This is a genomic window from Galactobacter caseinivorans, assembly GCF_003640665.1.
Taxonomy (GTDB): Bacteria; Actinomycetota; Actinomycetes; order Actinomycetales; family Micrococcaceae; genus Galactobacter; species Galactobacter caseinivorans.
The window spans coordinates 35679-55003 of the sequence record NZ_QQXL01000003.1; the positions used below are offsets into that span (position 1 = coordinate 35679).

Below are 19325 nucleotides of genomic sequence, written 5' to 3' on the forward strand. Positions count from 1 at the left end.
CTGCCCGACGGCGTGAGGTGACGCCCCGTACCCCGGCGGCGGTGCCGCAGTGGTCCGGTTGAGAGCGGGGTTCCACGCGGGGACCGACTTTCGTCGGCACCCGACCGAATCAGCCGGCCTTGACCGCCTGAATCCAGGCGCTCCGTGTCCCGCCGATCTTGCTGCGGAAGCTCGGCCCGCTCAGAGAGACGCTCTGACCCGCGCGATCCTTGGCGGTGAGCGTGATGTTGCTGGTGTCGGCGTCCGGGTTCTTGGCCTTGTTCTCGTTGAACTTCAGGCTCACGGACGCCACTTCGCGCAACCCAAAGGCCTTGGCCATGGACTCCTGCGAGACGGGCGAGGACCATGCCGTGCTGCTGACGTGCGGGGGCAGCGCCCACCTGTCATCGCGCACCTGCAGGTACGGGGTCTCCCCGCCCCAGACCGACTTGCCCGAGCGCGTGCTTCCTCCGGAGGAGGAGAAGTACGTGGCGTCGATCAACTTGCCAGCGTGCATCATGACCTTCCCTCCGGTCGGCGAGCCGCCGGCCTTGGTCAGCGTGGCGTTGACCGCGGCCACCCACTTCTTGCCGTAGCTGGCGCCGGTGCCCTCGTTCTCCTTGTTCCAGCCGGTGAACTTTTGCGAGGCCACCTCGTCGTAGACATTGCAGCCGCAGGCGGACTTCACGGAGGTCATGTTGCGCATGGCGTAGGTGCGCCCGGCAATGGCTTGGGATTGCAGCGCCGCACCCTGCCAGGAGGAGGGCATCTCCGCTAGGCCGTAGAGGTATTCATCGTTGAGACGAAGTTGATTGATCACGTTGACCTGCCCGCCAAGCAGGGCAAGGTTCATGACCCCATGGCGATAATTCACGGTGCCGGTGCCCTCGTTAGCCCGGGGCACGGCCACGGTGGTGAGTGGCCCGCCGGTCCAGGCCCGGGTGTTCTGCCACTGCAGTTGTACGGCGCCGTAGTAGTCCTTGTTGTTAAAGCGGACCTTGAGTTCCTTGGCCTTGCTGGCGCTCGCAGGGTTCACGCCGACGGAGGCGGACGCCGTGCCGGTGCCGGTCGCGATGACCTTGCCTGCTTTGACCAGTCGCAGCTGGCCGCCGGCGGGAGTCACGCTCGCCGTCGTGGCCTTGAGCAATTGCACCTTGATGTCGCTGGAGGCATAGCTTGTGGTCGTGGTCAGCTGCGCGGGGTTGTAGTAGTGCTCCAGGATCTGCTCCGAGGTCTTGCCCTGCTTGGCCATGCCCTGGGCGCCGTACTGGCTCATGCCCACGCCGTGGCCCCAGCCGGCGCCGCTGACGGTGAAGCTCTTGGGTGCCGCGGTGGCGGGCGTCACCTGCACGCGGTACGTCTGCGTGACCGTGTACTTCTGGGGCACCGTGTAGCTTTCCTTGACGCTGTACTTTTCGGTGGTCTTGTACTTCTGCTTGGCCTTGTACTTAACCGCCACTTTGTACTTCACCTTGGTGCTCTTCAGGTATTTCTTGGCCACCCATCCGGTGCGCTTGCCCACCGACACCTTGCGCCAACTCTTCTTGACGGTGGAAGCCTTGACGGTCGTGTTCTTCTTCAGCGTCGTCAGGTTCCGGGCCTGGGAGGACGGCGTGGCCCTGAGCCGCAGCGCTGCGCTGGTGCGCACCTGCGTTCGGGTGCGATTCTCCGTCCGCGTTTTAGTCACCGTTCGAGTCTTGGTGACGGGGCGCGTCTTGACGACGGTCCTGGTCTTGACCACGGTGCGCGTCTTGGTCACCTGGCGCGTGCGTGTTTCCCACACGCTGCCGTCCGGGTCGGTGGTGGTGGACAGCGGCGCGGCGATGCCCTGTGGCATCCCAATTCCCCTGCCCGACGCCGCCGGGCCCGGACCCGCGCTGGCGTCCTGTCCCAGCGCGGTTGGCTCCTGGGTGGGCAAGGTGTTGAGGGGCAGACCTTGCGCGGGGGGCGCGGCCTGTGCGGGGGAGAGGCCCGTGAGAAGCAGGGCCGCACTCGCGAGCGGTGCAAGGAAGAGGGCGGCTGGGCGCGTCAGGCGCATGGTGAACTCCGGGGGGAAGAGTCAAGTGATGGGGGGCAACTGAGTCCATTCTGCCCCATGGGCCCCACCAGTAACATGGCTCGCGCGCGGCTGGCCCCGTCCGTCGGGGCGCACGTGGAGTGGTGCGAGGTGTGCGGCTCCGGGGCGAGGTGTGCGGCGCGAGGGTTTGGGTTTGCGGCTCCGGATCGAGGTTTGCGGCGCGTGAGTTTGGGTTTGCGGCTCCGGATCGAGGTTTGCGGCTCGTGTGGGAGCCGCAAAGGTCGAAGCCGGGCCGCAAACCCGGGCAGAATGGACCCGTGCCCGCCGTCGACATGATTCAGCCCATCGGAGTCCTCAACGACCCCGAGCACCCCGCCAGCCACGAGGACACCTGCCTGGCCGCAGCGCTCGCCTCCGTGAAGGCCTGGATCGCCTTCCCTGAAGACCCCATGTGGGAGCAGTGGTACCCAGATGGGCAGGGGAAGAGCGTGCGCAGGGGCAAGCCCAAGGATTTCCGGGCACTGGAGACCCAGGGCGCCGTCATGGTCCGGGTGGGAGACGCGCTGGCGGCCGGCCTGCCTCCTGCGATGTACCCGCTGAGCGGCCGCATGAAGCAGTTGCAGGTCGCCGGGACGGAGATGGAACACAGCGGGCGCCCGGCCAGTCACGAGTGGCCGGCGCCGGAGGGAGTGCCGTCCCTGCAGATCGGCGTGGATACGGCCCTGGGCATGAGCACGGGCAAGGCCGCGGCGCAGTCGGCCCATGCAGCCTTCGACTGGGCGGTGCGGCAGGGGCCAGAGCGGCTCAGGGCTTGGGCGGAGGCTGGCTGCCCGGCCCGCTTGGTGCCACTTCATCGGGCGGACATGGCTCGGCTGGCGCCGGCCGCCAGCGTGCGCATCCACGACGCAGGGCACACCGAGATCGCCTCCGGGTCGCTCACGGCCATTGCCCGCTGAGCGCGGACGCCGGCTGAGCGCGGACGCCGGCTGAGCGCGGACGCCCGCTGTGCGCGGACGCCGCCGACGCGACCGCCGCGGACTGAACGGGCCCCGTGAGGGCAACCGAACGCCGTCGAGCGGCGCCTGCCAACCCCTGGCCGTATCGCTCACGGCGGAGCGCCCCAACAGCGGATTCACAGGGCTTTTCTGTAGACTTCTTGCAAGACCAATTCACTTACAGGAGTGATGTCATGGCCAAGGGAAGCAATCCCGTTTTTAAGTCCGCAAGCTTCCAGGATCAGTTGCGCCGGGGCAACGCCGCTAACGCGTTCCCGACCCCCAGCCCTGAGAGCCTGGACCAGATGTACTCGCAGCCGCCCAAGCCGCCCCAGACGGGCGATCGCATGGGCGTCAACGACGTGCTCAACAAGATGCTGATCATGATCGCCGGCCTGCTGGTCGGCGGCTTTGTTGGCTGGCAGTTGCTGGCCGTGGTGGCTCGCAACGCCGCGCTCAACGGCGGCTCCATGACCACGGTCTGGCTCGTGGTGGGCGCAGCGGGCATCGCCGCGCTCGTGATCGCGCTCGTGAACCAGATGCGTCGCGAGGTCTCCCCGACGCTCTCCGTGATCTACGCGGTGGTGGAGGGCTTCCTGCTGGGCGCCATTAGCGCCATGTTTGAGCTGATCTACCCCGGCATCGTGATTCAGGCCGTGTTGGGCACCAGCATCATCTTTGCGCTGTGCCTGTTCCTCTTCCGCTCCGGTAAGTTCCGCACCACGCCCAAGATGCGTCGTGTGGTGTTTGCCGCGGCCTGGGGCATCGTCATCTTCTCGCTGGTCAACATGTTGATCTCCATGGTCAGCGGTGGCGCGTTCAACTTCCGCACCGGCTGGATTGGCCTGGTGATCGGCGTGATCTCCATCGCGATCGGCGCGTTCTTCCTTGTCACCGACTTCGAGGACATTCAGACGGCCATGCAGGCCGGGGCCCCCAAGAGCTTCGCCTGGCGTTGCGCCTTTGGCCTGACGCTCTCGCTGGTGTGGATTTACGTGGAGATGATTCGCGTCATCGCGATCATTCGATCCATGGTGTCGAACTAATCCCACGGCTGCATCACAGGGGGACTCGGCACACGCCGGGTCCCCTTTGCCGTGTCTTCAGCACGCCGAAGACGTTTTAGCCCGAGCGCCTGGCCGGAGTACGGTTTAGCCAGGGCCGCTGCGAGGCGCGCCACGCTTGCTTTATGCCTGCACGACGGCGCGTGTCGGCCCAGCCGGTGAACGTCACCTTTATTTGCGTCACCAATCGCTACGTCACCTCAGGGGGATCAGGGATGTCCAAGGAACGACCGCGGTGGACGCTGCGTCGCAGCGCCCGCGACGGCGCGGCTCCCGAGTGGCTTGAGGCCGCCCGCCGCCGCATTGAGGAAGCCAACCGCGCCGATGCCAGCTACGGGACGGACGCCGGGCGCGTGGCGCTTCGTTCCCCGCGCCGCGGCCCGGACAAGGACAAGAGCACCGCGAAGAAGCTCAGCGCCGAGCCGGACGTTCCTCCTGGTCTGAAGATCGCAGGGGACTACTCCTGGCGCATCGCCGTCGTCATTTTGGTCAGCGCCGGCGTCTTCTGGGGCCTCTCCCAGGTCTCCACCTTGGTCATCCCCCTCATGGTCGCCGCACTCCTGGCCGGCCTGCTGCTTCCCTTCAAGAACCTGCTGCGCCAGCGCCTGAAGTGGCCCAACGGTCTCTCCGTCGCCGCCACCTTTGTGCTCTTCCTCGTGGTGGTGGGAGGGGCGCTCTGGCTAGTGGGCAGCACCATGGCCCACGGGGCCCGGGACCTGGTGGAACAGGCCCGCGCCGGGCTGGCCCAGATCCAGGACTGGTTCGCCAACGGCCCCCTGCACGTCACCACGGAGCAAGTGGACTCGTGGGTGGCCAAGGGCGTGGAGGCCCTGCAGAACAACAGCTCCGAGGTCTTCAGGTCCGCGGCCAGCGGCGTGAGCGTCCTGACGCACCTGGGCGCCGGCCTGCTCCTGACCTTCTTCGCGCTGATTTTCTTCCTCCTGGAGGGGGAGCGGATCTGGCGCTGGGTCTCCGGCCTGTTCCCGCGCAAGGCCCGCCCGGCCGTGGACGGCGCCGGCCGCCAGGGGTGGAAGAGCCTGGTCTCTTACGTGCGCGTGCAACTGGTGGTGGCGCTCATCGACGCGATCGGCATTGGCGCAGGCGCCGCGATCTTGCAGGTGCCCCTGGCCCTGCCGCTCTCCGTGCTGGTCTTCCTTGGCTCCTTCATCCCGATCCTTGGTGCCCTGCTCACCGGAGCCATCGCCGTGCTCCTGGCCCTGGTGGCCCACGGCTGGGTCATTGCGCTCATCATGCTTGGCGTGGTGCTGCTGGTGCAGCAGGTTGAATCCCACATCCTCCAGCCGCTCATCATGGGCCGCGCGGTGAGCCTTCACCCGCTCGCCGTGGTGCTCGCGGTGGCCGGAGGATCCTTGCTCTTTGGCATCGCCGGTGCGCTCTTTGCAGTGCCCGTGATCGCCGTTGTCAACACCGTAGTCAAGTACCTGGCCACCCGTGCCTGGGAACGAGATCCGGCCGTGAGCCCCGTCCAAGACCCCGAGACGGCGGCGTCCCCGGACGTCCCAGACAGCCCCGCCACTGAGCAGGAGCCGTCACAGCAGCAAGAAAGCCCTGAGCCGCCGGCTGGGGCCTCAAAGGAGTACCCGTGAGTACAACGTCCGCCGCAGCCGCGGTGCGAGAGGATCCGACGGCCCACCTGCCCGTCACCCTGCAAGACGTCCGCAACGCCGCCAGCCTGCTAGAGGGCGTGGTGGAGAAGACTGGCCTGCACCACTCCCGTGCCTTGGAACAATTGGTCGGCGCGCCCATCTGGCTGAAGGCGGAGAACCTGCAGCGCGCCGGTTCCTTCAAGGTGCGTGGCGCCTACGTGCGCATGGCGCAGCTCTCTGAGGAGGACAAGGCCCGCGGCGTGGTCGCGGCGTCCGCGGGTAACCACGCCCAGGGTGTGGCGCAGGCGGCCAAGGGCCTTGGCATCAAGGCCCGCATCTACATGCCGCTTGGCGTGGCCCTTCCCAAGCTGGCCGCCACGCAGGATCACGGCGCGGAGGTGGTGCTGCACGGGGACAACGTGGACCAGGCCTTGGCCGCCGCGCAGGAGTACGCGGAGCAGACCGGCGCCGTCTTTGTGCACCCCTTTGACCACGCGGACATCATCGCGGGTCAGGGGACCATTGGCCTGGAGATCCTGGATCAGTACCCCGATGTTGAGACGGTCATCATGGGGGTGGGCGGCGGCGGCCTGCTGGCCGGGACCGCGGTGGCGCTCAAGGGCCGTGCCGCGGAGCTGGGGCGCAGCATCAACGTGATTGGCGTGCAGGCGGAGAATGCGGCGGCCTACCCTCCCTCCCTGGCGGCGGACGCGCTGGTGCCGCTCAAGCGCGTGCGCACCATCGCGGATGGCATCGCCGTGGGCCGTCCTGGCCAGCTGCCCTTCCAGATCATCCGCGAGCTGGTGGATGACGTGGTCACGGTCTCTGAGGACGCCCTGGCTCGTGCGCTGGTCTTCCTGCTTGAGCGCTCCAAGTTGGTGGTGGAGCCGGCCGGCGCAGTGGGCGTGGCGGCGCTCTTGGAGGGCACGCTGGCCGCGGCGGGCTTTGAGCCCACCAAGACGGCCGTGGTGCTCTCCGGCGGCAACATTGATCCGCTGCTGATGCTCAAGGTGATCCAGCGTGGCCTCGCGGCGGCCGGTCGTTACGTCACCGTGCGGATGATGCTGCAGGATCGTCCCGGTGAGCTGGCGACCATCTCCCGCGTGATCTCTGAGAACGACGCCAACGTCACGCGCGTGGACCACACCCGGATTGGTGGCGAGCTCTCCATGGGGGAGGTCGCGATCACGATTGACATGGAAACCAAGGGCGCTGAGCACTCCCAGTGGGTTTTGGCGGCGTTGCGCGAGGTGGGCTACGACCCGCAGGTCATCAACTAGCGGGACCCGCACCCGGGTGAAAAGGTGCCCGACGACGCGAGCCCGCCTTCCGTACGGAAGGCGGGCTCGCGTCGTCGAACAGGGGGTTAAAAACCCCGGGAATCAGCCCTTGTAGGGCTTGGCGGAGATGACGGCCACGGGGATCTCGTTGCCGTTGGGTGCCTCGTAGGTGAACTTGGCACCGACGCCCTTGCCGTGGATGGCCGCGCCGAGCGCGGACTTCTCCGAGAAGACGTCCATGTCCGCGTCATCGGCAATCTCGCGGGAGCCGAAGAGGAAGGTGGTCTTGGTGCCGTTGATGGTCGCGACGACCACCATGCCGGGCTCCACAATGCCGTCGTCGGCCGGGGCCTCGCCCACCTGTGCCTGCTCCAGGAGCTGCTTGAGGTACACCACGCGCCCCTCGTTCTTGCCCTGCTCCTCGCGGGCGGCGTGGTAGCCACCGTTCTCCTTGAGGTCACCCTCGGAGCGGGCCTCTTCGATGCGCTCGACGATCTCGGCGCGAAGCGGGCCGGTGCGTTCGGTGAGCTCGTTATTCAGGCGGTCGTACGCTTCCTGCGTCAACCACACCTCGGATTCGTTGTTGCTCGCCACGTCATCCTCCTTGTTGGGCCGCCCCGGAGGGACGGTGCTGGCACTCGTCGCGGAACCGGGCGTTGCTCTCACGGTCCAGCCGGGTGGGCTGGCCCCTTAGGCAACAAGAAACCCCGTCGATGGACCACGTTCGGTTCAATCCCGACTGTGGTGTGCGACGGGGCGGTTCCACGTTGATTCAGGAGTCTACCCACGATGCCTGGAAGCGCCCAACGAAGGGGAGGGGGGCGTGTCGGGTCTAGCTATTCCAGCAGGCGTCGGAGCCGCCGGAGACCCCGGCAAAGACCGTGCGGATGGGCACCTTGTGCTGCACGGTGACGCGGCCGCCACTGGGCTTCAGCTCCGGGGAGCTCCCGTCAAAGAGCACCTCCTTGTAGCCCACCACGCCAAAGTCCTCGCTCAGGACCTGGAGGCCGCAGGTGACCTTCTCTCCCGCCTTCATGGAGACCGCCACCGTGACATCGGTCTGGCGATCTGAGACCAGGCTGAACGCCACGTCCTTTGGTTCAAAGGTCTTGGTATTGCGCGTGGAGAGGAACAGTGCGCCCAGGATCAACGCCAGCACAAGAATGGAGGAGAGGATCAACTTGGCGCGCTTGGTCAGGCGTCGCTTGGGACGCCCGTAGCGATTGGCTAGGCTGGTGGCTGGCTCCGGAAGCTGTTCACCGGTGGCCGCGGCGGGGGAAGACATCGTGCCTCAGCTTACCGCCTGTCGGGTGCAACAGCCGACGGGTCATAGATGCGCAGTACAGCTCAATTCGTGTGAAATTCAGTTGATAAGGAAGTCCCGCCGTGGAAGAAGCAGTACCTACGTCCCTCCCGGATTCCAGCGGCCTGCGCATTCTCGCGGTGCACGCGCACCCGGATGACGAGGCAAGCAAGGGCGCGGCCATGATGGCCGCCTATGTTGCCGCCGGGGCGGATGTGCTGGTTGCCACCTGCACCGGTGGCGAGCGTGGCGACATTCTGGTGGCAGAGGCCACCGAATTGGCCCGTGCCCACCGCGATCTTGGTGGGCTGCGTCGCGAGGAGATGGCCCGCTCCGTGGCCGCCCTGGGCGTGCAGCACCGGTGGCTTGGCTTTGTGGACTCCGGCTTGCCGGAGGGTGACCCGCTGCCGCCGCTTCCCTTTGGCGCCTTTGCCGCGCAGCCGTTGCAGACCACCGCCGCGCCGTTGGTGCGCCTGGTTCGCTCCTTTAAGCCGCACGTGATTGTCACGTACGACGAGAACGGTGGGTACCCGCACCCGGATCACATCCGCACCCATGAGGTGTCCATGGAGGCCTTCCGCGCCTCCGGCCTGGCGGCGGAGTACCCGGAGCTTGGCGAGCCGTGGACCGTGTCCAAGGTGTATTACGACCGCGGTTTTGCCCCGGAGAAGTTCCGCGCCTGGCACCAGGGTCTGCTTGATGCGGGCCTGGAGTCCCCGTTCCAGGACCGTCTGGAGTGGCTGGAGGAAGAGGAGCGCACCGGCACCGGCCGCGCTGCCCGCCACGAGACCACCACGCGCATTCCCGTGGCGGACTTCATGGACCGCCGCGACGCCGCCCTGCTGGCACACTGAACCCAGGTTGATCCCAACGGCTTCTTCTTTGCGGTCCCGACCGCGCTGGCCGCCCGGGTGTACCCGTGGGAGGACTACACGCTGGCGCTGACCCGCGTGGAGACGCAGCTGCCAGAGGCGGACGTCTTCGCTGGCCTGCGCAACGGCGTGGGGGATGCGGTGGGCCGTTCCGAGAACGCGCCGGCGGCGCACTGCCCCGGTGAGAGCGATGCAGTGCTCGACGACGCGGGGCACCACCCGGACGACGCCGCCCACTGAGCGGGACGCCGGTAGGCGACCCAGCGGCGTCGGGCAGGATTCTGGCCGTTAAGATAGTGGGTGGTTGGCACGTTGCCGACCGTGTAGGACGAGAGGCCCCCCGTGCAGACCCTGTTCTCGGCATATTTGGCCGCGACCACCACCCCGTCAGTGCCCAGCACCAACGAGGACCGCTTCCGCGACATTGGCCCCGGCTTTGCGGGCTTTGTGGCGACCGGCCTTTTAGCGGTGGTGGTGATCCTGCTCATCGTTGACATGATGCGGCGCATCCGCCGGATCCGGTATCAGTCCGAGCAGCAGGAACGCCAGGCTGAGATGGTGGTGGCCGGCGAGGAAGAGGCCGCGAACCGGGCCGCCGATCTGGCACCGGGCCAGCGCACGCCTGCCGCAGGCACCGATTCTCCGGACCTTTCCGACGACGAACCGCCGCGTCGCTAGGCAGCCGGACGCGTCACTGGACACACAGAACGAGGGCCTCACCACGGCAAGTGGTGAGGCCCTCGTTCTGTGTGCCGGTTCACAGATACAGGATCAGCGCGCGCCGAGCACAGCGATGAAGATCGCGATGGCGTGGCAGGTGAAGGCGCCGATGGTGAACGCGTGGAAGAGCTCGTGGAAGCCAAACCACTGCGGGGAGAAGTTGGGGCGCTTGATCGCGTAGAAGACGGCGCCGGTGATGTAGAGCGCACCGCCCACACAGATCAGGGTCGCGGCGGGGACGCTCGCGGCAAAGAACTCGCCCATGAAGATGACGGAGGCCAGGCCAAGCAGCACGTACACGGGCGTGTAGAGCCAGCGCGGGGCATCCGTCCAGAAGAGGCGGAAGAGCACGCCAAGGACGGCGCCTGTCCACACGCCGATCAGGAGCCATTCGGCATGCTGGCGGGGCAGCAGGAACCAGGCCAGGGGCGTGTAGGAGCCAGCGATGACCAACATGATGTTGGTGTGGTCTAGGCGCTTGAGGACGCGCTTGACCTTGGGGGTCCAGTTGCCGCGGTGATACACGGCGGACATGGTGAACAGGCTCAGCGCCGTCAGCACGTAGATGGTGGAGGTGACCTTGCCGGCCGGGCCGGGCGCCAAGCAAATGAGAATGATGCCAAGAATCAGCGTCAGCGGCGCCGCTCCGGCGTGCAGCCAGCCACGCAGATGCGGCTTGATTTCTTCGACAAGAGTGCTCGGAGCGGGGGCGCTATCCGTCACCGAGCGTCGTGCAGTATGGGGCATGGAATAAGCCTACGGGAACTAGCGCGGGCGTTGCCCAGAGACGGCTGGGGGCAGGCTGGGAGTCGGACGCGCAAACGCCGGTGTGCCTCGGGAATCGGCGCCGTGCGGTGTACCGTGAGCAGGGGCCCATGTGGGTCCCTCGTACTGCCCGGGGCTTTCTCAGAACCAGCCCCAGCTTCACTCATCTTCACCCGGCGCACCGCTGCGCCGCCCGCCACGGACGCCTTCAGGAGGCCGGATGCAATGGCCCGCCTTTCTCTATGGCCTTTATGAGCGGCGCTTGGCCAGTGGGCTGAATGTTCTGAAACTCCCGCGGCACATTGGCGTTCTTGTGGACGGCAATCGCCGCTGGGCCAAGTTGGCTGGCGCACCCACAGCTGAGGGGCACCAGGCCGGCGCGGACAAGATCCACGAGTTCCTTGGTTGGTGCCGCGAGCTCGGCATTCAGACGGTCACGCTCTACATGCTCTCCACAGACAACCTGAGCCGCCCTTCTGAGGAGCTCGAGGACCTGCTCGGGATCATCGAAAACACCCTGTCCCTCTTGGGTGAGCCCGGGGGGCCACGCGTGCAGCCGGTCGGGGCCATCGAGCTGTTGCCGGCGTCGCTGGCGGCCAAGCTGGAAGAGCTCAAGGTCGGGACCAGGGATCGCGAGGACATGCACGTCAACGTGGCCGTGGGCTACGGTGGGCGCCGCGAGATCGTGGACGCCGTTCGCTCGTTCCTGTTGGAGCAGGCCGCCGCCGGGCGCAGCACCGAGCAGATCGCCGAGTCAATGGACGCCGAATCCATTTCCCGTCACCTCTACACCTCCGGGCAGCCGGACCCGGACCTCCTCATCCGGACCTCCGGCGAGCAGCGCCTCTCCGGCTTCATGACCTGGCAGTCCGCATACTCCGAGTTCTATTTCTGCGAAGCGCTCTGGCCGGACTTCCGCCGGGTGGACTTCCTGCGCGCTCTGCGCGACTTTGAGCTGCGCTCGCGCCGCTTCGGGGGCTGAAGGGTCCGTCTTCCTGAGAATCTGAGCTTCAGCGCGACGGTATTTGCTACAGTCAATGTCGTAAAGACAAGATGGCAATTTCCGGTTGACGCCGACGGCGTATCGCCGCTGTGGCAAGGGGGACACTCATGGGGGTTGTTTTTGACGCTGGGGCGGCTACGTCAGCGATTTCTTCCGCACAGTTGATGGGGAGCGGGCTCGTGAGGGTGCACTCTCACGGTGGCGCACCAGGCAAAAAGAACGTGACTCCGTAGGCATCCCGCCAACCGTGGTTGATGTTGTTGATGAAAAGCCAAACGAGCCGGAGATGAGGCCGACGCCCATTGCGGCGAGTCAGAGCTCTGCTCGGCCCAAGAATCTCAAGTACTTCGCGACGACGTTGAGGGCCAACGATTCCACGGATCGCCGCAATCTTGACGATTTCCAGCGTGCGTGGACTGCCTTCGAAGCGGCCTGCTCATGGGTTCCCGTGGAACAGATGACGTTGGTCTCGGGCGGTACAAGGTGGCGGAGCGAAAACGGTACTGACGCCACCTTCGCCGATACAGTGGCGGCTGCGTTCGAGAAGGCGGGCAGCGGCGGACTCAGTAACAGCGTCCTGGCCATGATTGTGGCAGAACAGATCACAGGCCGGCCCGGACGCCTTTTCAAGAGGAGCTTGAGCTCCTACGAAGAGGCGGCTCGGCAATGGAAGAAACTCGGATTGACCCCCGGTGACATTCGCGCACTTCCGCTTAATGTCCAGTTTGAGATTGAAAATATGGGCGGCATACCAGCATCGGCGCGAAACGTTGCCTCGCGCCAAGCGCTTGATGCTGCTTTGAAGGACCCGGAAGTAGCTTATAGAATACTGGGCGGGTATCGCTCTGGGTTCAGCCGTCAAGAATTTGATGAACAACTCAAGGGATTGAATGAAGGCCTCGCCGAAGCTGATAAAGTCGCGGCAGTAAGGTGTTCATTGGCCGAGAACCGCGTGGCCCAGCTAGTGGGCCTACGAATTGCAGACAAGGCCCTCACTGCATCAATATCGATTGGGAATATGGACACAGCCAACAATGTCACGGTGAACGTGCCAGGGGCTCAGACAACCTTGACTTCGATGAAAGATCAAATGTCTGCGGTTAAGTCGCAGACTCTGGCTATGCGAAGCGTGGGGGCATCAGGTTTGATGGGTTCATGGATGGGTTCATGGATGGGTTTCGCGCGGCGCGCGGGGGTGATGCCCCGGAACGGGTAAATGTATTGGCGCATTCGTATGGATCCACGACGGCCGCAGAGGGACTTTGGGCAACAAGGTACCGAGTCAATTCTTTTGTGAACTACGGCTCGGTGGGGTTTACTTTGGATCAGCCCGTTACCGCTATTAATGCCGACCAAATATTCAGAACCAAGGGCGAATTGGATCTGGTTGCAAACGCCGGGTTGGGTGCCGGCGGTCAAAGTCGAAAGGATCCTCAAGATCTTGGAGCGATCGACTTTTCGGCGACCGATGAGGGAGGGCTAAGGGGAGTTGATGGCCATTCAGCGCATCTGGAAGGAGGCGTTGGCTATCTGACGCCCGGAAGTACAAGCCTCTCACATATAATAGAGATTATCAAAAGAGGTAGGCCTTAATATGTCAAAAAATCGCTTGAAACTCCATGCAATTATGGTGGGAATTCTTTTACTTGGCCTTACTTCAGGATGCTCGTATAATCAGACAAAGGGTGAGTCTATGCCGGAAGCCACTCCAATCACGTCAGAGTTGGATGCAGATGGATTGACTCAAGGGGACGTTGCAAAACTCGGGCAAGAGCAAGAATTTGACCTGGCCATAAAACGTGCTGATCGGGCTGGAGAGATTCTTGAACAGAGTCAGAACGCAATCGATAGAGGATCGTGGCACTGGATCGGCAGTGGAATTTCCCCAAATCCCGCACCCAACGGTGTAGCTTGGGATTACTTGAAAGGGGCCAATGGGGAGAATTCTTACTACATAATGCTGAACAGGGCCCATTTCCCGAGTGGCGCTAAAGGCGAAAGGTCTGATCTAGATCCGGTCCGGCGCTATTTCGAGTCGAAGGCCTGGACTGTGACGGAGACAGAGATTTCCGGCTCTTTTTACCTTAGGGCAATGACAAAAGACGGCTATCAGGTTGAGTATCTTGTTCAGAAAAATGGGCAGTACTCCTTGGAGGTCGCTAGCAAGCTGTTTTGGAGCAATGATTCGTACGCACTCGGGAGGTCAGTAGCTCTGCGACAACCTCGTGATTTTCCAGAGACTTCGCTACCTAGCGTGCGGGAGAAGCTGCCGAGCTGGGACGATCCAGTCATCCCACTGTCCTCGTAGCTCGACTTGCAACGCCTGAAGTTCGTGGCCCGTTCACCTGCCACTACCGCGTGGCCCGCCCAGACGTTTCTTGCCCGGGCATAGCTTGGCGGTGTCGGGGGTAACCGACCCCCGGCAGATAAGGGGAAAGCCATGACGACGACTCTCCAGCCCGCGGCCACGACCTCGGGCACCCCCACCGGCGTGCGCACCTACGTGGTGGACACCAGCGTGTTGATTTCCGATCCCAGGGCCCTGCACCGATTCGCCGAGCACCTCGTGGTGCTGCCTGCAGTGGTGATCTCCGAACTTGAGGCCAAGCGCCACGACCTGGAGGTGGGCCCCTTTGCCCGCCGAGCACTGCGTCTGCTGGATGACCTGCGTGCCGCGAACGGCGGCCTGGATAAGCCGCTGCCGGTCGGGGATGGCGGCCTGTTGCGGGTGGAACTGAACCACGTCTCCACCGCAGGGTTGCCCGCGGGATTCCGTGCCGGGGGTGAGGCGGACCAGCGCATTCTCGCGGTGGCGCTGAACCTCTCCACCGAGGGAGCTGACGTGGTGCTGGTCTCCAAGGACCTGCCGCTGCGGCTGAAGGCCTCAGCGCTGGGGCTTGGTGCCGAGGAATACCTACACGAGCAGGTCACTGACACCGGCTGGACCGGAACGGCCGAGCTGGAACTGGCGCCGGCCGCCGTCGAGCAGCTCTATGCAGGCGACGCCGTCTACACGCCTGAAGTGGACGAGCTGCCGGTCAATACCGGAGTGGTGATCCACGCTGGAACCTCCAGCGCCCTGGCGCGCGTGCACGCCGACGGCGGGCTGCGACTGGTGCGCGGGGATCGTGAGGTCTTTGGCGTGCGTGGGCGCTCGGCCGAGCAGCGACTGGCGATCGACCTGCTTTCCGATCCGGGCGTCGGGATTGTCTCGCTTGGCGGGCGCGCCGGAACCGGCAAGTCCGCGCTGGCCCTATGCGCAGGACTGGAGGCGGTACTGGAGCGCGGCGAGCACAAGAAGATCATCGTCTTCCGCCCGCTGTACGCGGTGGGCGGCCAAGACCTGGGGTTCCTGCCCGGGTCCGAGGCGGAGAAGATGGGCCCCTGGGGGCAGGCCGTGCGGGACACGCTGGAGGCGCTGGTTTCGCCCGCCGTTCTGGAGGAGGTCGTGGAGCGCGGGTTGTTGGAGGTGCTGCCGCTGACACACATTCGCGGTCGCTCGCTGCATGACGCGTTCGTGATTGTTGATGAGGCGCAGTCCCTGGAGAAGAACGTTCTGCTGACCGTCATGACGCGCATTGGCCAGAACGCCCGCGTGGTGCTGACGCATGATGTGGCCCAGCGGGACAACCTGCACGTGGGCCGCGGCGACGGCATCGCCGCGATCGTGGAGACCCTGAAGGGGCACCGCCTCTTTGGGCACGTGACGCTCACTCGCTCCGAGCGCAGTGAGGTCGCAGCCCTCGTAGCGGATCTGCTGGATGGCGCGATGCGGTAAGGGTTGACCGAAAACGGCGGCAGGAATCGGGTGATCCGGATTCTTGCCGCCGTTTTGGACGTTGAGGGCGCCGAAGCGGGGGTGCGTGACCGAAGCCGCGGCGAGGGTCGGGGAGGAGTATGCTTGCACTTAGAGTCAATCCGACACTAAGTAGTTTTCTCAGAGATCCAGTCCCAGCCGCAGCGGAGGAGGTCCTAGATGTACTGGGCCAACGTCAGCGAACGCCAGGCGAGCACCCCGCCCCTGGCCGTCTCCACGGTCGTGTTCACGCTGCGCTCCCCGGCGGGCGACGGCGCGGGGTTGGGCCGGGGCGTCGGGGCCGACGCCGCGGGGTCGCCTCCGAGTGTTGGTGAAAGTGCCGAGCGCGGCGCAGGCCCCCGGCTCTGGATTCCACTGGTGCGCAGGCGCCGGGAGCCATACCTGAACCAATGGGCGCTGCCCGGTGGCCCGTTGCGCGGAGATACCTCGCTGCGCACCGCCGCCGCCAACAACCTACTGCAGACCACTGGGCTGGCCCCGACCCTACTGGAGCAGCTCTACACCTTTGGCGGCACGGACCGCGGCGAGGGCGCCCGGACGGTCTCGGTTGTCTACTGGGCGCTGGTGCGCTTCGCGGAGTCCGACCTGGACCTGATGCGCGATCCGGATGTGGCCTGGTTTCCCGCCGACGATCCCGAGGTGCTGGCCGGCCTGGCCTTTGATCACCGCCGGATCGTGGAATATGCGCTGGCCCGGCTGCGCGCCAAGGTCGAGTACGCCGATGTGGCGCACCGGCTCCTGGGGGAGCGCTTCACGCTGGCCCAGCTGCGCGGGGTCTACGAGGCGGTCCTTGGCCAGGCCCTGGACCCGGCCAACTTTCGCCGCACCGTGCTCGCGCGCGGCGGGATTGAGGACAGCGGCGAGGTCCTCACCGGAGTGCGCAACCGCCCACCCCGCCTCTACACAGCCATCAGCCAGCGGGACCCGTCGGGGATCCCGGACCCGGAAGGGGACCCCTCATGACCAGCGTCCAGCTCAATCTGACCCGTCCCGGTGCATCCTCCTGCGACACCAAACTCACCGCGAATCCATGGGACATTGACCTGGACCCGGGCTATGGGCCCGGTGCCAGCCGGGCGGACCACATCCCGGGTTCCGCACCGCGGCAGGGGCCGCTCCCTCAGGAATACACGGACGCGAGCGATGCCGAGCTGCACGCGCGGATCGACGCGGCGCGTGTGGAACTCGGAGACCGCGTTGTGGTGCTGGGGCATTTTTACCAACGCGATGAAATCGTGGCGCACGCCGACTATGTTGGCGACTCGTTTCAGTTGGCCAACGCCGCGCTGGAGCACCCGCACGCGGAGGCGATTGTCTTTTGTGGCGTGCACTTCATGGCGGAGACCGCGGATATTCTTTCCCGCCCCGAGCAATCGGTGATCCTTCCCAATCTGGCCGCCGGTTGTTCCATGGCGGATATGGCCAATGAGGAGGATGTGGAGGCCTGTTGGGAGGCGCTCACCCAGGTGTATGGCACTGAGGCGGATGAGAGTGGACGCGTGCCAGTCATTCCCGTGACCTATATGAACTGCTCTGCCGCACTGAAGGCCTTTGTGGGCCGCCACGGCGGATATGTCTGCACCTCGTCCAACGCCGCCACGGTCCTGGAGCGCGCCTTTGAGGCAGGCCAGCGCGTGCTCTTCTTCCCGGACCAGCACCTGGGTCGCAACACCGCCCACGCCATGGGGATCCCTCTGGAGGCCATGCCGCTGTGGAAGCCGCGCCAGGAGTTGGGCGGCAACACAGAAGCGGAGCTGGACGCAGCCAAGGTGATCCTGTGGAACGGATTCTGCTCCGTGCACAAGCGCTTTAGCGTGGCACAGATTGAGAAGGCCCGCGCACAGTATCCGGACGTGCAGGTGGTGGTGCACCCCGAGTGCCCCCTGCCAGTGGTCCAGGCTGCGGACGTTTCCGGCTCCACTGATGTGATTCGCCGCGTGGTGGAAGCGGCGGAGCCCGGCGCCGTCATCGCAATCGGAACGGAGATCAATCTGGTCAACCGCCTGGCAGCCCAGCACCCGGACAAGACCATTTTCTGCCTGGATCCGGTGGTGTGCCCCTGCTCCACCATGTACCGCATCCACCCCGGATACCTGGCGTGGGCCCTGGAGGAACTGGTGGCCGGTCGCGTGGTGAACCGGATCAGTGTGGACGCGGACACGGCCGCGGATGCGCGCGTGGCGCTGGATCGCATGCTGGCGGCGAAGCCGCGATGACACACCTGGTGGTGGTGGGCGGCGGGCTGGCCGGCCTGACCGCCGCGATCGCAGCGGCAGAGGCAGGCGTGGACGTCACCCTGTTGGACGACGCCGCGTGCGCCGCCTCCGCCAGCGTCCAAGCGCAGGGCGGATTCAGTGCCGTGACGGCCGCTGGCGTGGCCGCCGGAGACTCGGTTGGCTCCCACGTCGCGGACACGCTGGAGGCCGGTGCCCTGCACGGCGATGCTGCCGTGGTCGCCGCGATCTGTTCTGCGGCCGCGGACCACGTGGCGACGCTGACGCGCTGGGGCACGGTGTGGGACGCCGCGCCGGACGGCAGCGTGGCGCTGACCAGGGAGGCCGCCCACGCCGCGGCGCGCATTGCCCACTGCGGCGGCGACGCCACCGGCGCGGGCATCATCCAGGCCGTGCTGCGCCACGCCCTGCGTCTTGAAGACGAGGGCCGGTTGGAGCTGCGCGGCGACCAGCGCGGCGCAGGGTTGCTGGTGCAGGCCGGCGCCGCGACCGGCGTGCTGCTGCCGGACGGCGCGCGGATCCGGGCGGATGCCGTGGTCCTGGCTAGTGGCGGCATCAGTGGGGTCTACGCGACGCGCACCTCACGCCACCCCAACCCTGCCGACGCCGCGGCGATGGCTTGGCGCGCGGGCGCGGTTCTGGCGGACGCCGAGATGGTGCAATTCCACCCCACGTACAGCGCCGAGGCCGGCTTCATGCTGACGGAGGCACTGCGCGGCGAGGGCGCAGTGCTCCGGGACGCCGACGGCCAACGCTTCATGCTGGCGTTGGACGAGCGCGCGGAGCTGGCCCCACGCGATGTGGTGGCGCGCGGGGTGGCCGCGGCCCAAGGCGGGGCGTGGCTAGACGCCGCCCCCATCGTTGAGAGGCGGGGGCCCGGATTCCTGGCCCGCAGGTTCCCCACCGTCACCGCCGCCCTGGAGCGCGCCGGACTCGACCTGGAGCGAGGGCCTGTGGCCGTGCGCCCCGCCCAGCATTACTGGATGGGCGGCGTGGCCGTGGATCAGCACGCGCGCAGCACAGTACCCGGGCTATTGGTGGTGGGCGAGGCATCCCGGACCGGCCTGCACGGCGCCAACCGACTGGCGTCTAATTCGTTGCTGGAGGCGGTGCACACGGGCCTCGCTGCGGTGGCGACCGTCGGCTCGGGACGGCACCTGGAGGCGGGGTCGCTGGCCCTGGCGGATCCCCTGCCCGTGGAGTTGGACGAAGGATGCGGGGCGCCGCTGCAGGCTGTGCGGACCATCGCGGATGCGAGGCTCGGCGTGGACCGCGACGAGGCCGGACTGCGGGTGGCCTTGCGCGAGCTGGAGCGGCCGGGCCAGTCCGAAGCGCCAGGAAATGCCCGCGCCTCCTCAGAGTCCATCGCGGCCCGTCTCGTCGCCACCGCTGCCCTGTATCGCGAGGGATCCCTTGGCGCACACCACCGCGTGGACACCGCAGGCACGGACCGTGGCGGTGCCAGGCCCGGCTCGACAATCACCCTGATCAATCCGCATCCCACCGCTCAGAATGACCTTCACGGCGGCTCGCAGAACGGCGGCCAGCACTCCACTGGACGCAACTCCATCCACCAGACCCACACCAAGGAGGTGGCGCGATGACCGCCCAACCGCCCCCGGGGAAAGAACCCGGCCACGCGGCGTCGGGCAACGGGCCCGCCACTGAA

General features: G+C 66.1%; 17 protein-coding genes and 1 pseudogene. 14 read left to right on the forward strand and 4 right to left on the reverse strand.

Translation table 11 applies throughout. The features are described from left to right. Window positions 1-109: 109 nt before the first annotated feature. Complete coding sequence (locus DWQ67_RS05620; RefSeq protein ID WP_121484626.1) at window positions 110-2017, reverse strand: SpoIID/LytB domain-containing protein; 1908 nt, start codon at window positions 2015-2017, stop codon at window positions 110-112. 296 nt (window positions 2018-2313) lie between these two features. Here DWQ67_RS05620 and DWQ67_RS05625 point away from each other — a divergent pair, with 296 nt between their 5' ends. From DWQ67_RS05625 to ilvA, 4 genes are all read left to right on the forward strand, one after another. Then, window positions 2314-2952 carry a peptidyl-tRNA hydrolase gene (locus tag DWQ67_RS05625; RefSeq protein ID WP_121484627.1) on the forward strand — a complete coding sequence of 213 codons (639 nt, stop codon included), beginning with the start codon at window positions 2314-2316 and terminating at the stop codon, window positions 2950-2952. A gap of 233 nt (window positions 2953-3185) precedes the next feature. Beyond that, window positions 3186-4037, forward strand: coding sequence for a Bax inhibitor-1/YccA family protein (locus DWQ67_RS05630; protein ID WP_121484628.1), 852 nt, complete (start codon window positions 3186-3188; stop codon window positions 4035-4037). Between the two features lie 143 nt (window positions 4038-4180). Continuing rightward, window positions 4181-5662, forward strand: a complete 1482-nt coding sequence (locus DWQ67_RS05635; RefSeq protein ID WP_233555930.1) for an AI-2E family transporter — start codon at window positions 4181-4183, stop codon at window positions 5660-5662. Further along, a complete protein-coding gene (gene ilvA, locus DWQ67_RS05640) occupies window positions 5659-6942 on the forward strand; it encodes a threonine ammonia-lyase (protein WP_233555931.1) in 1284 nt (427 codons plus the stop codon). Before DWQ67_RS05635 ends, ilvA begins: the two co-directional genes overlap by 4 nt. Before the next feature lie 102 nt (window positions 6943-7044). On the opposite strand, the gene greA is transcribed toward ilvA, so the two are convergent. Further along, the gene (gene greA, locus DWQ67_RS05645) at window positions 7045-7536 is read right to left on the reverse strand and encodes a transcription elongation factor GreA (protein WP_121484630.1); all 492 of its coding nucleotides are present in this window, start codon (window positions 7534-7536) and stop codon (window positions 7045-7047) included. Between the two features lie 238 nt (window positions 7537-7774). Further along, window positions 7775-8227: a DUF4307 domain-containing protein gene (locus DWQ67_RS05650; RefSeq protein ID WP_121484631.1), complete on the reverse strand. Its 453-nt coding sequence runs from the start codon at window positions 8225-8227 to the stop codon at window positions 7775-7777. A 101-nt stretch (window positions 8228-8328) separates the two neighbouring features. Here DWQ67_RS05650 and mca point away from each other — a divergent pair. Further along, window positions 8329-9357: pseudogene (mca, locus tag DWQ67_RS05655) on the forward strand (mycothiol conjugate amidase Mca). Window positions 9358-9459: 102 nt separating this feature from the next. Then, complete coding sequence (locus tag DWQ67_RS05660) at window positions 9460-9795, forward strand: hypothetical protein (RefSeq protein ID WP_233555932.1); 336 nt, start codon at window positions 9460-9462, stop codon at window positions 9793-9795. Between the two features lie 93 nt (window positions 9796-9888). Here DWQ67_RS05660 and trhA read toward each other — a convergent pair whose 3' ends face one another. After that, the gene (gene trhA, locus DWQ67_RS05665; protein ID WP_121484632.1) at window positions 9889-10584 is read right to left on the reverse strand and encodes a PAQR family membrane homeostasis protein TrhA; all 696 of its coding nucleotides are present in this window, start codon (window positions 10582-10584) and stop codon (window positions 9889-9891) included. Between the two features lie 238 nt (window positions 10585-10822). On the opposite strand from trhA, the gene DWQ67_RS05670 reads away from it, so the two are divergent. The 8 genes from DWQ67_RS05670 to DWQ67_RS05700 all read left to right on the forward strand — a co-directional run bounded on the left by DWQ67_RS05670 (window position 10823) and on the right by DWQ67_RS05700 (window position 19260). Then, the gene (locus tag DWQ67_RS05670; protein ID WP_121484633.1) at window positions 10823-11584 is read left to right on the forward strand and encodes an isoprenyl transferase; all 762 of its coding nucleotides are present in this window, start codon (window positions 10823-10825) and stop codon (window positions 11582-11584) included. A 268-nt stretch (window positions 11585-11852) separates the two neighbouring features. Next, on the forward strand, window positions 11853-12821 hold the full coding sequence (locus DWQ67_RS05675; RefSeq protein WP_147433627.1) for an alpha/beta hydrolase: 969 nt from the start codon (window positions 11853-11855) through the stop codon (window positions 12819-12821). Next, window positions 12773-13198, forward strand: coding sequence for an alpha/beta hydrolase (locus DWQ67_RS14325; protein WP_158595381.1), 426 nt, complete (start codon window positions 12773-12775; stop codon window positions 13196-13198). Before DWQ67_RS05675 ends, DWQ67_RS14325 begins: the two co-directional genes overlap by 49 nt. A 100-nt stretch (window positions 13199-13298) precedes the next feature. Then, on the forward strand, window positions 13299-13913 hold the full coding sequence (locus DWQ67_RS13610) for a hypothetical protein (RefSeq protein WP_147433628.1): 615 nt from the start codon (window positions 13299-13301) through the stop codon (window positions 13911-13913). Window positions 13914-14045: 132 nt separating this feature from the next. After that, the gene (locus DWQ67_RS05685) at window positions 14046-15383 is read left to right on the forward strand and encodes a PhoH family protein (RefSeq protein ID WP_121484636.1); all 1338 of its coding nucleotides are present in this window, start codon (window positions 14046-14048) and stop codon (window positions 15381-15383) included. 198 nt (window positions 15384-15581) lie between these two features. Next, the gene (locus DWQ67_RS05690; RefSeq protein WP_121484637.1) at window positions 15582-16385 is read left to right on the forward strand and encodes an NUDIX hydrolase; all 804 of its coding nucleotides are present in this window, start codon (window positions 15582-15584) and stop codon (window positions 16383-16385) included. Then, a complete protein-coding gene (gene nadA, locus DWQ67_RS05695; RefSeq protein ID WP_121484638.1) occupies window positions 16382-17638 on the forward strand; it encodes a quinolinate synthase NadA in 1257 nt (418 codons plus the stop codon). The genes DWQ67_RS05690 and nadA overlap by 4 nt, the downstream gene beginning before the upstream one ends. Next, window positions 17635-19260, forward strand: coding sequence for an FAD-binding protein (locus DWQ67_RS05700; RefSeq protein ID WP_121484639.1), 1626 nt, complete (start codon window positions 17635-17637; stop codon window positions 19258-19260). Before nadA ends, DWQ67_RS05700 begins: the two co-directional genes overlap by 4 nt. The last annotated feature ends 65 nt before the right edge of the window (window positions 19261-19325 follow it).

What these genes read in the sequence shown, in the direction of transcription:
- DWQ67_RS05620 (WP_121484626.1), bottom strand. Translation starts at nt 2,017, where the DNA reads ATGCGCCTGACGCGCCCAGCCGCCCTCTTCCTTGCACCGCTCGCGAGT.
- DWQ67_RS05630 (WP_121484628.1), top strand. Translation starts at nt 3,186, where the DNA reads ATGGCCAAGGGAAGCAATCCCGTTTTTAAGTCCGCAAGCTTCCAGGAT.
- DWQ67_RS05635 (WP_233555930.1), top strand. Translation starts at nt 4,181, where the DNA reads ATGCCTGCACGACGGCGCGTGTCGGCCCAGCCGGTGAACGTCACCTTT.
- DWQ67_RS05650 (WP_121484631.1), bottom strand. Translation starts at nt 8,227, where the DNA reads ATGTCTTCCCCCGCCGCGGCCACCGGTGAACAGCTTCCGGAGCCAGCC.
- trhA (WP_121484632.1), bottom strand. Translation starts at nt 10,584, where the DNA reads ATGCCCCATACTGCACGACGCTCGGTGACGGATAGCGCCCCCGCTCCG.
- DWQ67_RS05670 (WP_121484633.1), top strand. Translation starts at nt 10,823, where the DNA reads ATGCAATGGCCCGCCTTTCTCTATGGCCTTTATGAGCGGCGCTTGGCC.
- DWQ67_RS14325 (WP_158595381.1), top strand. Translation starts at nt 12,773, where the DNA reads ATGGATGGGTTTCGCGCGGCGCGCGGGGGTGATGCCCCGGAACGGGTA.
- DWQ67_RS13610 (WP_147433628.1), top strand. Translation starts at nt 13,299, where the DNA reads ATGCCGGAAGCCACTCCAATCACGTCAGAGTTGGATGCAGATGGATTG.
- DWQ67_RS05685 (WP_121484636.1), top strand. Translation starts at nt 14,046, where the DNA reads ATGACGACGACTCTCCAGCCCGCGGCCACGACCTCGGGCACCCCCACC.
- DWQ67_RS05690 (WP_121484637.1), top strand. Translation starts at nt 15,582, where the DNA reads ATGTACTGGGCCAACGTCAGCGAACGCCAGGCGAGCACCCCGCCCCTG.
- nadA (WP_121484638.1), top strand. Translation starts at nt 16,382, where the DNA reads ATGACCAGCGTCCAGCTCAATCTGACCCGTCCCGGTGCATCCTCCTGC.
- DWQ67_RS05700 (WP_121484639.1), top strand. Translation starts at nt 17,635, where the DNA reads ATGACACACCTGGTGGTGGTGGGCGGCGGGCTGGCCGGCCTGACCGCC.